Below are 13338 nucleotides of genomic sequence, written 5' to 3'. Positions count from 1 at the left end.
CTCCAGGGCGTCCCGGGCCGTCCCGGCTCATAGCATACATGTTACAATTTAAAAAATAGGATATGAAAGAAGCAATTTATACAGTAATACTCCTTTTTGTGTTAACATCCGTGAGTTGTCAAACTAAAACAGATTTCGTAAAAGTGGACAAGTCTAAGGTGGACAAAGAACAATTTGAACTCGTAAAAAATCTAACCGACAAGATACTTACGGAGCAGAAGGATGGTGGATACTATAGTTTGTCCGACAGCGAAGCTACAGTTCAAATGATTGAGGGACTGAGTGAATCAGTACAAAAAGAATCCTATGGTACAATTAAAAATCTATTTGGTGATTATGAGGATTTGAGTTTTGAATTCCTTATGGAAAGTACAGATGCGAATAAATACAAGATATATAGATTTAAGGGCAATTTTGAAACCAGCTCAGATGTTGAGGTGCGTACGGTGTTAAATAAAGAAGGAAAACTAGCCGGCTTTTATATAAAACCCTGGAATGAAAAGTTATAGTAAACAACATCGGCTATAATTAATCCCAGCTCAGTGACTAATATGACGAGGAATTCCTACATTTGACTTCAATACCTGTCCTGAAAATAGTTAAAGCTCAAAAGGCAGCTCACTGGCCAGAGGTAAAAGTTAACGTTTTTAGCTCACCAGCCCACTTTACCCAGCCCGAAATCATAGCCCACGCGTTAGCAATAATCACTGAACCGAGTAGTGAAATTTGAAATTAACATAACGGAATTACCCTCAGAAAACGAATTAAAAAATCTCTTTTCCCAAACAACCTGGGCTTCAAAAAGACAAAATCAGGACATTAGGAAAATGCTTGAAAACTTGATTGTATTTGTAACAATTCGAGAAAACTCAAAATTGATCGGTTTTGGGAGAGCAGTATCCGATGGAATTTATCGAGCTTTAATCGATGACATAATTGTAGACACAACTCATCAAAAGAGAGGACTTGGAAAAGTAATCGTTAAAAATTTATTAAAACAATTAGATGGGATTGACGAAATATTTCTGAACACTAAACCTGATTTAGAGGAATTTTATAAGAAGCTTGGATTTATCAAAGTGAATACCATCACAATGAAAAAATGAATTAAACACTTTTGTTAATAATGCATACGGAAAATTTGTTGCACTCTTCGCTTCGCTAGGAACGGCGTTTTGGACTACCCTTCAACTGCGCTCACTGGTGAATAATTGCTAACTTGTGGTTTATTAATGATACTCCGGTGGTACGGGGTGGGACGAGGCGTATCTTAGCCAACTCCATAGCTTTAATTATGCTCAGAAAACATTTTAATACGCGTAAAGAGTGGAGGATGTGGTTAGAAAAAAACCATAATAAAGAATCTGAGATATGGCTCATTTTCTATAAAGTTAAAGTAAAAAAGAAATCACTAAAATATGAAGATGCTGTTGAAGAAGCGTTGTGTTTTGGATGGATCGATTCAACTGTAAAGAGAATTGATGACGAAAAACACATGCAAAGGTATACCCCCAGAAAAGCAAAAAGTAACTGGGCCGCGTCAAACAAAAAACGAGTAAAAAGATTAATTGAAGAAGGATTAATGACAGAGATTGGGCTAAAGGCGATAAAAATTGCAAAACAGAATGGCTCATGGAATAAATTAGACAACATTGAAACTCAATTGAAAATCCCGGGAGAACTAAAAGAGGCTTTTAAAACTAATAAGAAAGCAAAGGAATTGTATGAAAAACTAGCCCCATCTCGTAAAAAACAGATTATCTGGTGGATCGAAAGTGCAAAACGTGATGTGACTAAAGCAAATAGGGTTAAAGAGACAATAAGTCAATTATTAAATAAAACAGATAAATAAAAACTATAGCTAACATTGCATATAAGCAATTTAGTGTGCTATGTGCGCCCTCCACGGCTCATATGCTCACCGCTGGCATAAATTTGAAAATGCATAGAAAAATGTAATATGAGTCTTTATAAAACCACATTTTATATGATTGCAGTTTTTGTTTTGTCATCGTGCTCTTTTAATAGCACTTTCCACAAACCCAATCAAATAAAATCCTTTGAAGAACTAACCCGCTATGATTCTGTAAAGGATACCACATATATCGAGTATGCCAAAGAAAGTCAGGAAATTATACTATATGAAGGGGAATACAATAAGGTAATCAATAGAGATTATATAATAAGAAACAAATTTTTTGTTAGTTCCAATGGAAACAAGTTAAATGGTTGGCTTTTAACACCCAAAAAAGTAAAGCCAATTGCTACAATTCTGCATCTTCACGGTAGTGCAGGAAATTTATTAACCCAGTATGAGTTGATAACCCCTCTTATTGAATATGGATACCAGATTTTTACTTTTGACTATAGTGGTTATGGATGTTCTGAAGGAGAACCAACACACGAGAACTTAATACAAGATGGATATTCAGCTCTTAAATACATAAACGAAGGAAATGGTGTCCATGATGGTAGATTAATCCTTTACGGGCAATCATATGGTGGTTATTTAGCATCGATTATTGGTTCTAACAGTCAGCAAGAAATGGACGGGATTGTAATTGAAGGGGCTTTTTCTTCATTCAGAGAAGAAGCAAAGCATAAAGCTGGATTTTTTGGGAACTTTGTGAAAATTGGGATTCGGGCAGATAGAGAAATACAAAAAAATCAAAAACCAGTATTAATCATTCATAGTAAGGAGGATAAAATGGTTCCCATTGAGCTTGGTCGTAAAATATTTAGTAATGCAAATCATCCCAAGGAATTTTATGAAATAGATGGATCACATAGTAATGGATTGCAGTATTACGCACAAGAGATTGCTGATAAAATCTATCAAATGATTTTAAAAGAATAACACTATTCTTATCAACAGAAATAATCTTCCATATGCGAACAGTTTGCTCCAATTAAAAATTCTATCTAAACTGATACTGGTCATAGAATTAGACTTCAGGCCTTTGTACCTTTTTTGATTCAAATAAATGGTCATATAAATGGACTCCAAAGTATATGATATCAAAGATGGTCCTAAAGACGGAAAAAAAGTATTTAGAAAACTAGGAACTTGCTCACGTACCTTTTTTTATATTTTAAATCGGGAGTTTGGACATCCAAGAGAACTGGAAGAACGTGCGGCTGATGTATTGGCTGGCGGCATTATGCAGAAAGGTCATCAATGTGGAATGCTTTGGGGTGCTTCCTTGGCTATAGGCGCAGAAGCATATCGAATCTGTGAAAATAAAAATGAGGCAATTAGTGTTGCAGTGAAAGCTACACAAAACATTATGGCGTCTTTTTCAAAAAGAGAACATACCATAAACTGCAACGATATTACAAGATGCGACTTTTCAAGCAAATTGAGTTTTGCAAAGTATTTTTTCTCCGGAAGATTTTTACATTGTTTTGATCTTGCAGAACAATGGGCTCCTGAAGCCGTGAAAGCGGCTTACGACAGTATATACAATAAAGAAACTGGTTCACAAAAAGAATGTTTGAGCTGTGCTACAGAAGTTGCGAGAAAAATGGGTGCCGGTGAAGAAGAAATGATTATGGTTGCAGGTTTTGCCGGTGGACTTGGTTTAAGTGGTGCCGCATGTGGTGCGCTGAGTGCTGCCATTTGGATGAAATCTCTTCAATGGTGCAGGGAAGAAATCAAAAAATCACCATTGAAAAACTCCTGGTCAAAAAGAATTTTAAACACCTTCTATCATACAACAGATTCAAAAATATTGTGCTCGGATATAACAGAAGAACAGTTTACGAACATAAATAATCACACAAAATTTATCAAAAATGGAGGTTGTGCCAGACTCATTAAAACCCTTGCTGAGGCATAAATACAAGAGCATATTAGCCTGCATTATTTATAGCATTCCAGTGGTATAAAAATCATACCTTTAGACAAACCAACCGCCGATGCTCAAATTCTTTCGCCGAATCCGACAGCAACTTCTAACACAAAATAAATTGAGTAAATACCTGCTTTATGCCATTGGAGAAATTATTCTGGTGGTTATAGGAATTTTAATCGCACTTAAGATTAACAATAGTAACGAAGCCTTCCATTTAAAAGAAAAAGAACTCATTTTATTATCCGAAATACAACGAAATCTAAAACAAGATTTAGACGTATTAAATGGATGTATAGTAGGAAATAAAGAAATTACTAGCTCAAATGAAATAGTGAAGCTTGCTCTTGAAACAAAACTACCTTTTAATGATTCTTTGAAATATCATTTTGGAAACACTTTTGGTAATTTCGAATTCACGGAGAACACCGGTGCTTGGGAAAACCTTAAATCTATTGGATTAGATTTGATATCAAATGATTCATTGCGAAATTCATTAGCTCAACTCTATTCTTCAAAGTACGTATACTTGGAAAATATCGAAAAGAATACAGATGATGTATATCAATGGGAACAACTATATCCACAAATCCTAAAACACATTGATATTGACACTCTTTGGGTTTCCGGAACACCTAAAAATTATGAGGACTTAAGCTATGACAGGGAATTTTTAGAAGTCGTTAAGATGAACATTTTTTTGAGAAATTTTACGCAAGATCTTTATAATGATATTAGAAAAAATGTGACTTTAGTATTGGAACAAGTCGATAATCAGATTCAATATTTGGATAAATAATGATAGTACAACAATGGTTATAAATAATACGCCTAAGGCAGTCAGGCTTGCTAAATTAAATACTAATCCGATCCACCACTCCCAGTGTATTAGTCTGTGGAATTGAATGATACCAAGTGTGAAACAATCTAACTTAATACTTTCGATTATTGTAATTGCGCAGTTCTGCTGCATATCGCTTTGGTTTGCAGGGAATGGTGTGATGGGTGATCTTATGGTGGTTTTTAACCTTAAAAGCAGTGCTTTAGGGCACTTAACATCGGCTGTGCAATTAGGATTTATCCTGGGGACACTAATCTTCGCCATTTTAACTATTGCTGACCGTTTTTCACCCTCAAAGGTGTTTTTTAGCTGTGCTTTACTCGGCTCCTTATTCAATGCGCTGGTAATTTGGGAAGGAAACAATTTAGCGAGTATCCTTTTGCTTCGTTTTATTACCGGTTTCTTTCTGGCAGGCATATACCCTGTAGGAATGAAGATAGCTGCGGACTATTATGAAAAAGGACTGGGTAAGTCGCTTGGTTTCATAGTTGGAGCGTTGGTAGTTGGCACTGCGTTCCCTCATTTGGCAAAAGGAATGACCGGTGGATTTCATTGGAAATATGTACTGCTCCTAAGTTCATTTCTTGCCGTATTAGGTGGTTTCTTGATGTTAACTATGGTTCCCGATGGTCCCTACAGAAAACCCGGGAATAAATTAGATCTGTCCGCTTTTTTCAACGTATTTCAAAATCGGAGATTTCGATCTGCGGCCTACGGCTATTTTGGACATATGTGGGAGTTGTATGCCTTTTGGGCATTTGTACCTGTCATCTTAAAGACATATAGCATAGTACATGCTGGGGCAGCATTTAATATTCCCTTATGGTCATTCCTGATTATAGGCATAGGCGGCTTGGCCTGTGCGTTTAGCGGATATCTATCACAAACTGCAGGTACTAAACAAGTAGCTTACACGGCATTACTCTTATCATGCGCATGTTGTCTCGTTTCTCCATTAATGTTTGCGACAACATCTGAAAGTTTGTTTATTGGGTTTCTTCTTTTTTGGGGAATGGTTGTAATTGCAGACTCCCCGCTTTTCTCAACACTGGTGGCTCAGAATGCCCCTGCGGAAATTACTGGAACCGCCCTAACGATAGTAAACAGTATTGGTTTTGCAATAACAATAATTAGTATACAGCTGCTGAATGTTTTGCAGGATTCCATGAATGCAACCTATATGTATACACTACTGGCATTAGGGCCAATTTTAGGTTTGATAGCATTGTATGAAAAGAAAAAAATAATTGCCCCCAACAAAACCTGAAATGTATTAAAAGCAGTAAATTCAAAGCTTCAAACTCAGACGTAATGAATGTCCAAAATCTTATAATCGGGGCTGGCCCTGCCGGTTTAGCAGTGGCCGGACGCTTAAGAAAAGCAGGGCTGGATTTTGAGATACTTGAGCAAACCGATAAAATTGCGTCTAAGTGGCATAACCATTACGACAGGCTGCTGTTGCATACGGTTAAATCCTTATCGAGCCTGCCTCATCAGGATTTCCCGCTAGATTATCCGCAATATATTCCAAAGCAGCAATTGGTAGAATACTATGAAAATTACGCTAAACAATTTGACATTAAACCACATTTTAATTGCACGGTAACGTCAGTAATTAAGAAAAATGATTTGTGGCAAATAGAATGTGCCAACCAAAAAAAATTTGAAGCTCAAAATGTAATTATTGCAACTGGTTTAAACAGAATTCCGAACGTTCCCAATTGGAAAGGACAGGATATTTTTGAAGGTGAAATACTTCATGCCGCATCTTATAAAAACCCCTCAAAATTTAAGGGTAAAAAGGTTTTAGTTATAGGAATGGGGAATTCAGGTGCGGAAATTGCCCTGGATTTAGCTGAGGCAAAAATAGATGTAGGTGTTTCCGTAAGAAGTGAAATTGCGGTTATCCCCAGAGATTTTTTAGGAAGGCCCATTCAACTCAGCGCTCAAAAATTGGCTAAATTACCTTTTCGGTTAGGTGACATTATTGGAGCACTGGTGCGAAGAATAACCTTTGGTAACATTCAAAAATACGGGCTTCCGGTTTCAAAAACCCATCCGAGGATACTTATTCAGGAGCATGGGAGAACACCAATAATAGATTTGGGGACAATTGCCAAAATTAAAAAAGGGGAGATCAGAGTTTTTAAAGATGTCCTTGAATTTCATGAAAACAGCATTCGCTTTGCCGATAATAAAATTGAAGAATTTGATGTGGTTATTTTAGCCACAGGTTATTACCCCGCTATCACTAAATTTCTTGAAAATACGAATTCTGTTCTGAATAATGCAGGGGAACCTGCCAAAAAGGTTGCCAAAGGAGAGCAAAAAGGTTTGTATTTTATCGGCTATGACAAATTTACTTTAGGGGGTATTTTGGGTACTTTAAAAAAGGATTCAGCTTTAATCCTAAAAAGTATAAAAAACGACTCTGTTCATTAGATTAGTCCTATATTTATTTATCCATTATTCAAAAATTTATCAATAACTGCCTTTATACAGGCGCGCTAAATCTGAAAACTGATTAAAATCGTAATCACTATGAAAAATTTAGGCTTAATTCTTTTTGTATTTCTAATCCTTCAAAGCTGCACAAATAAACAGGAAGAGCAAAAGGCAAGTGTCAAAAAAAGCAGTTATCTGGATTATTCCAATCGGGATGATATATTAAGCGGGGGTGTAAAAATGGTCCCAGTTCAAACCTCAGCCGGAGAATTTAAAGTTTGGACAAAAAGGATTGGAAACAATCCTGATATGAAGGTACTATTGCTGCATGGCGGTCCGGGTTTTACCCATGAATATCTGGAGGTTTTTGATTCTTACTTTCCAAACGCTGAAATAGAATATTACTATTATGATCAGCTCGAATCTTTTTATAGCGACATGCCTAATGACAGTACCCTTTGGAGTGTAGACAGATATGTAGATGAGGTAGAACAGGTTAGAAAAGTACTTGGTTTAAACTCAGATAATTTTTACCTCTACGGAAGTTCCTGGGGTGGAATCTTATGCATGGAATACGCATTAAAATACCAGCAAAACCTTAAAGGTCTTATTATATCGAACATGATGGCATCAATTCAGGATTATGTTGCGTATGCCAATGATGTCCTTGGCCCGCAATTACCGCCGGATGTATTGGAAGAAATAAGGGGCCTGGAAGCAAAAGGTGATTATAGCAACCCAAGATATTCTGAGTTAATTTATAACAACTATTATCCGAAACATGTATTGCGAATGCCCCTGGAAGAATGGCCTAATCCTGTTAACAGGGCATTTGCCCATGTAAATATGGATTTCTATGTGACCATGCAAGGCCCTAGTGAATTTGGAGTGGTGGGAGATGCAAAATTGAAGAATTGGGATGTAAAAGCAGAACTTTCAAAAATTACAGTTCCGACTTTAGCCATTGGTGGGGCTTATGACACCATGGATCCAAAACACATGGAATGGATAGCTTCAGAAGTTCAGAACGGACAGTATTTGCATTGCCCCAATGGCAGTCATTTAGCCATGTACGATGACGCAGAAATCTATTTTAAAGGTTTAATTGATTTTATTAAAAATGTAAACCTGGAAAAGTCCAAATAATGGTTAAACAAGAGAGGACAGAGATACTAAGGGCTTACCTAATGGTAGTGACAATTTTGCAAGTCATATTAGGCCGTAATTTCTATTCCATAAAAAAATAAAATCCCAAAAGCGTCTCCAGACAAATGAATGAATTCATCAGAATAAAGAAATGCAAAAAATTGAAATAAGATTCGCCAATAGTACCGATGCTGAATATATTGCCTTATTGGGCAGAGTAACTTTTCAGGAGACATTTGGGCATTACTTTAGAGATAAAAACGATCTGTTGGTATACTATAACCGGACTTTCTCTGTAGAGAAAATCAGAACTAGTTTAGAAAAATCCGATAATGTTTATTGGATCTCTTTGGTAGATGACCTCCCGGTTGGATATGCAAAACTAAAGTTGAATTCCCCAACAGATTTCAGCTCCTCCACAAACATCTGTCAATTGCAAAAAATATATGTTTTAAAGGATTTTCTGTCCATGAAAATTGGTTGGGAATTACAAAATAACTTACTGGCCGCTGCAAGTGAAAAAGGGTTTGAAAAAATTTGGCTTTCTGTTCTTGGAAGTAATGAGCGGGCAATTAATTTTTACAACAGGAGTGGCTTTGAAAAAATTGGAGATCATGATTTTCAAATAGGAAAAGAGCACTTTAAATTTATAGCAATGCTCAAAAGTTTGAAATGATAACACCATGGCTTTTGCAAACCCTGTACGCCATTTGATTTGGATAAAACATGAATCATTCCAATAAACTTCTTGCCATAAAACTGGCACATACGCTGATCTGGATATTCTTTGTAGTTGTGATTTTCTATGTGGTATATTCAGGAATCACGGGCATTATTAATATCTATACCTGGCTTGGGATAGGATTCGTTATTGGGGAAGGAATAGTTCTTTTACTATTCAAAATGTTTTGTCCATTGACTGTATTAGCAAGGAAATATTCGGATTCGCAAAAAGACAACTTCGATATTTTTCTTCCAAATTGGTTAGCGAAACACAACAAATTAATTTTTACAACTATATTTCTAATAGGACTGGCACTGGTTGTGATACAAACTTTTTTTAAGTTTTAATCTGAAGGACAAGCATAGTTAATTACAGCCGAATTATCTGCAAGGCGCTATGAAAAGAAATCATAAAGTAATCCTTTTTGTGTAACTTGATAAAATGAACGGGGCTGAAGAATTTGAGATAAGTTTTCTGGATCATGTGGCTATCCGTGTTGCGGATATAGAGGTTTCTGTCAAATGGTATGAGGATGTCCTTGGGCTTAAAAAATATCAATTGAAAGAATGGGGGCCATTCCCTGTTTTTATGCTGGCCAACAAAACCGGGCTTGCGTTATTCCCCGCAAAAAAAACCGATGAGCCCATAGATCAGAAATCCAAAAACGTTGGTATAGATCATTTTGCGTTTAATGTTACCAACAAGAATTTTGAGAAGGCAAAAAATAGATATACAGCAATGAATTTGGAATTTACAATTCAGGATCATCACTATTTCCTTTCTATGTATACCAAAGACCCGGACGGGCATACCGTTGAACTAACCACATTAGTGGTCGATGAAAAATCATTTTATAAGCTCTAAGATGAAAACAGCCGCAATTATAATTTCATTATTCCTTTCCTTTACTTCTAGCCCTCCTGCCTTTGCTCATGATGGTCATGCAGATCCTGCTCTGCAAGAGATAAATGACTATCTCATGGCCATACAACTAATGCGGATTAAGGACACAACTGCCGCTAGCATTTTTAAAACCTGGCACGAACTAAGAACTGAATCATGGGAGATACGTAATCTTACCGATGAGCAAAATTTGTTGATTAATGCAGAGGCTGTAATGAAGCAAATAAGCAAGACCAGGGCCAAACAAAAGCAGCTGTTAAATGAATGCCGGGTGTACTTTTCTAAATTAGTTAAACAGGGACCTGCAATTCGTTTTATTGTTGACAAATCTATAACATCCGATTGGGCAACTCCACTTTTTGAAGTTCAGGAAGGGCACTTTAAAGTTGTGTTGGTTGAAGTAAAAAACAACAGAAATTCCAAGGTAAAACTCAGCATGAAAAGCGACTATAGTGATGAGATCTTATTTTGGACTAAGCAATTTTCGCTAGAAGCCAATGCCTCCAGATATACCTTTGTGGTATTGTCTCCACTAAGCGTGGGTAAAGTAACCAGTTCCCTGCACATCAGTGGTGAAGTTGGTGAGAAAGCTAATGTCCTTCTCAGTGTTAATGGAATTCCCATGATTGAAAAACCATATGTGCTTACACCCGATAGTATTCCTACACATGTTGTTGTACCAGGCTATAGTAGTCAACCTATTGATAAAGAGATTGATTTTTCTGAATCTATCAATTTTTCAGTTACCGACAAAAATAGCGGGAAGCCCATTGCGGCAAGGGTAGAAGTTAGTGACAAGGTGGGAAATCATTATTGGACTCCCATTATAGGGCCTTCATATGCTGTGAGTAGAAATATGGAATGGGGCTGGCGCACCGCACTTTGGGAATATCAACCAGGTCCCTATTTCTATTTACGGGGCAAAGCTGAGCTGGGGGTTAATCCCGTTGGGAAACTAGCCAGGATTTATCATGGCTTTGAATATATTCCGGCTATGGTGGAGGTGCCGGAACAAGGAGATGTCAATATCGCTTTGGAACGATGGATTAACATGCCTGATCTTGGATGGTACTCAGGGCAAACACACATACATACCACAGATATAGGTATTCCTGTTCAGTTCAGTAAATTCTGGCCTTTGATTTCGCAGGCCGAAGACCTCCATGTCTCTTCTATATTAACCCTAAAAGGTGAATGGGATACGCATGCTATTTATGCAGATGAGTATCCCATGGGCAAAAGGAATGTCTTTAGTACAGCTGATCATATTATTACCTATGGGGAAGAGTTTCGTAACAATCCCTATGGTCATCTTGCTTTTTTAGGGCTTAAGTCTTTAATACAACCTATTAGTACTGGCGCTTTAGGTGAATTAGGTGGTCCGGACTACCCTCCTAATGCCTATATTTTGGAGGATGCAGTGGCACAGGGCGCCACAACTATTGCTGCCCATTTCGGTAATTTCACAGAAGGTGTTGATCAGATCAGAACCGGTTGGCCTTCTACCGGATTTGAGATGCCTGTTGATATTGCTTTGGGAAACATCCATATGGCCGAAATTGCCGGTAATGGAGGACAAAGGAATGTCTGGTATGACATCCTGAATTGTGGCTTTAAAATCCCGGCAACAGCGGGGCCCGATTGGGCTATTAAGGATACGCCACGCGTATATGTTAATCTGGGGAACGAGGAATTTACGCTGGATAACTGGAGAAGGAACTTGCAAAGTGGTAAAAGTTTTATAACTACCGGTCCCATGCTATTCTTTAAAGTGAATAGCGAGCATCCCGGAAGCACGTTGAATGCCGGAATTGGTCCTGTTCAATTTCAGATAGATGCCAGGGCGCTTACCCCCGATGGGAAAATACCCGTTGAAATAGTTTATAATGGAGAGGTGGTTTTAAGTGGTCCAGAAGTTTCCGGTAAGATTACCCTGGAAGATTCTGGTTGGATTGCCGCACGTTGTGAAGGAGCGCATACGAATCCGGTTTATATCAATTTTAAAGACAGGCCCACTGGCTATGCCGAACCGGCTGAAAAATTTATCAGGACAATAGATCGTTTGTCTGAATGGATAAATACCAAAGCCTTATTTTATGATGAAAATCAAAAAAAAGAAGTGCTTGAGGTTATTGCTGAGGGCAGGGGTGTATATGAAAAAATAATCAAAAGGGCAGAGGATTTGGAGAGAAGGTAAAAATAGACCGGCATGTCTGACAGCATGATAGAATAATTGCAATTTGGTTTAAAAACAGTATCTTGAAATCGGCCTTTTTAAGATGCGCAACTTATTGGAAAGAACGTTTGAATGGAGATTCTGGAAACACTTTACAACGAGCTTATTAACTTCCTGGGGATATCTCAGGTCTGGGAACTTTTAAAAACCGGGAATTATGAGGCCTTTAGAACCTACGATGGGATAGTTTCTTTGATCTATCCCATAATTCCACTGCTTGTAATCCTTGAGTTGATCCTGGGGCTGGTCTATAAAAACCCACAGGCCAAGGTATATAAAGTCAATTTCCTTATTTACATCTTTAACAGGTTTGTAGGCAGGTTTATTGCCATTGCCATGGTAGCTTTTTGTATTGGGTTATTTCAGCAACTGGCACCTTTTCAAACCAGTTTAACCTGGTATTGGTTTATCTATGGCTATATTGTCTGGGAGTTCGGGCATTTTCTTTACCATTACTGGGGCCATAAAGTACGGCTGTTCTGGTGTCTGCACTCAACGCATCATGCTCCCGAAAACATGAACCTTACCGTTACTTATGCACACTTCTTTTTAGAAGCACCATACGCTGATACTATTCGAACCACAGTTTGTATTTTGCTGGGGGTGCAACCAGAGCTTTTGTTTTTAATCATGTTTATAGACGGCACCTATGGGGCGTTTATTCATGTTGGTGAAAACCTTTTAAAAGATGGCAGGCTTGGCTTTTTAAACAAATTTATCCTGACACCTTCCCACCATAGGGTTCACCATGCGCGCAACCCGCTTTATATGGATACCAATTTTTGTAATCTGCTGAATATATGGGACAGGGTTTTTGGAACATACCAGGATGAAGAAAAGGCCGTTAAAGTTGAATACGGAATTACGAGGGAGATGGACTCCGGGAATTTCCTGGATGTCTATTTCGGAGAAATTGTGGCCTTATTCAAAGATGTATATAAGGCCCCCGGCCTCAAGAACAAATTCTTATATATGGTTATGCCCCCGGGATGGGACCATAAAGGTGATCACAAAACTGCCAGGTTGATTCGCGACAGGTATCTGATGTCAGGAGAAATAAAGGATTAGATAACTAACTGCAAATATTCGGAAGATTTCATAACACTTACTTAACCAAATCGTAAAACTCAGATTACGGAAAAGGCCAAATTTAATCTTAACCTTTGTGTATACTGATTTTCATGACATGAAA

General features: G+C 37.6%; 14 protein-coding genes. All 14 read left to right on the top strand.

Going from position 1 to position 13338, the window contains the following annotated elements; all coding sequences use genetic code 11:
* Positions 1-62 precede the first annotated feature (62 nt).
* The gene (locus tag Q0X89_RS02695) at positions 63-509 is read left to right on the top strand and encodes a hypothetical protein (RefSeq protein ID WP_297691068.1); all 447 of its coding nucleotides are present in this window, start codon (positions 63-65) and stop codon (positions 507-509) included.
* A 210-nt stretch (positions 510-719) separates the two neighbouring features.
* Complete coding sequence (locus Q0X89_RS02690) at positions 720-1106, top strand: GNAT family N-acetyltransferase (RefSeq protein WP_297691067.1); 387 nt, start codon at positions 720-722, stop codon at positions 1104-1106.
* 188 nt (positions 1107-1294) lie between these two features.
* Positions 1295-1852 carry a YdeI family protein gene (locus Q0X89_RS02685; protein ID WP_297691066.1) on the top strand — a complete coding sequence of 186 codons (558 nt, stop codon included), beginning with the start codon at positions 1295-1297 and terminating at the stop codon, positions 1850-1852.
* A gap of 108 nt (positions 1853-1960) precedes the next feature.
* Positions 1961-2857 carry an alpha/beta fold hydrolase gene (locus Q0X89_RS02680; RefSeq protein ID WP_297691065.1) on the top strand — a complete coding sequence of 299 codons (897 nt, stop codon included), beginning with the start codon at positions 1961-1963 and terminating at the stop codon, positions 2855-2857.
* A 139-nt stretch (positions 2858-2996) separates the two neighbouring features.
* Positions 2997-3839 carry a C-GCAxxG-C-C family protein gene (locus Q0X89_RS02675; protein WP_297691064.1) on the top strand — a complete coding sequence of 281 codons (843 nt, stop codon included), beginning with the start codon at positions 2997-2999 and terminating at the stop codon, positions 3837-3839.
* A 79-nt stretch (positions 3840-3918) separates the two neighbouring features.
* Positions 3919-4650, top strand: a complete 732-nt coding sequence (locus Q0X89_RS02670) for a DUF6090 family protein (RefSeq protein ID WP_297691063.1) — start codon at positions 3919-3921, stop codon at positions 4648-4650.
* A 118-nt stretch (positions 4651-4768) separates the two neighbouring features.
* A complete protein-coding gene (locus tag Q0X89_RS02665) occupies positions 4769-5959 on the top strand; it encodes a nitrate/nitrite transporter (RefSeq protein ID WP_297691062.1) in 1191 nt (396 codons plus the stop codon).
* A 44-nt stretch (positions 5960-6003) separates the two neighbouring features.
* Positions 6004-7134 carry an NAD(P)/FAD-dependent oxidoreductase gene (locus Q0X89_RS02660; RefSeq protein ID WP_297691061.1) on the top strand — a complete coding sequence of 377 codons (1131 nt, stop codon included), beginning with the start codon at positions 6004-6006 and terminating at the stop codon, positions 7132-7134.
* A gap of 99 nt (positions 7135-7233) precedes the next feature.
* Positions 7234-8283 (top strand): proline iminopeptidase-family hydrolase, encoded by a 1050-nt coding sequence (locus Q0X89_RS02655; RefSeq protein WP_297691060.1) that lies wholly within the window; start codon positions 7234-7236, stop codon positions 8281-8283.
* Between the two features lie 151 nt (positions 8284-8434).
* A complete protein-coding gene (locus tag Q0X89_RS02650; RefSeq protein ID WP_297691059.1) occupies positions 8435-8959 on the top strand; it encodes an N-acetyltransferase in 525 nt (174 codons plus the stop codon).
* 50 nt (positions 8960-9009) lie between these two features.
* Complete coding sequence (locus Q0X89_RS02645; RefSeq protein ID WP_297691058.1) at positions 9010-9354, top strand: hypothetical protein; 345 nt, start codon at positions 9010-9012, stop codon at positions 9352-9354.
* A gap of 94 nt (positions 9355-9448) precedes the next feature.
* Entirely contained in the window at positions 9449-9871 is a 423-nt protein-coding gene (locus Q0X89_RS02640) for a VOC family protein (RefSeq protein ID WP_297691057.1), read from the top strand.
* Position 9872: 1 nt separating this feature from the next.
* On the top strand, positions 9873-12107 hold the full coding sequence (locus Q0X89_RS02635) for a CehA/McbA family metallohydrolase (RefSeq protein ID WP_297691056.1): 2235 nt from the start codon (positions 9873-9875) through the stop codon (positions 12105-12107).
* A 111-nt stretch (positions 12108-12218) separates the two neighbouring features.
* Entirely contained in the window at positions 12219-13214 is a 996-nt protein-coding gene (locus tag Q0X89_RS02630; protein ID WP_297691055.1) for a sterol desaturase family protein, read from the top strand.
* The last annotated feature ends 124 nt before the right edge of the window (positions 13215-13338 follow it).

Origin of the sequence: uncultured Eudoraea sp. (assembly GCF_947258525.1) — a bacterium.
In the GTDB taxonomy this organism is placed as follows: Bacteria; Bacteroidota; Bacteroidia; order Flavobacteriales; family Flavobacteriaceae; genus Eudoraea.
This window is presented reverse-complemented; position numbering and strand designations above follow the sequence as displayed.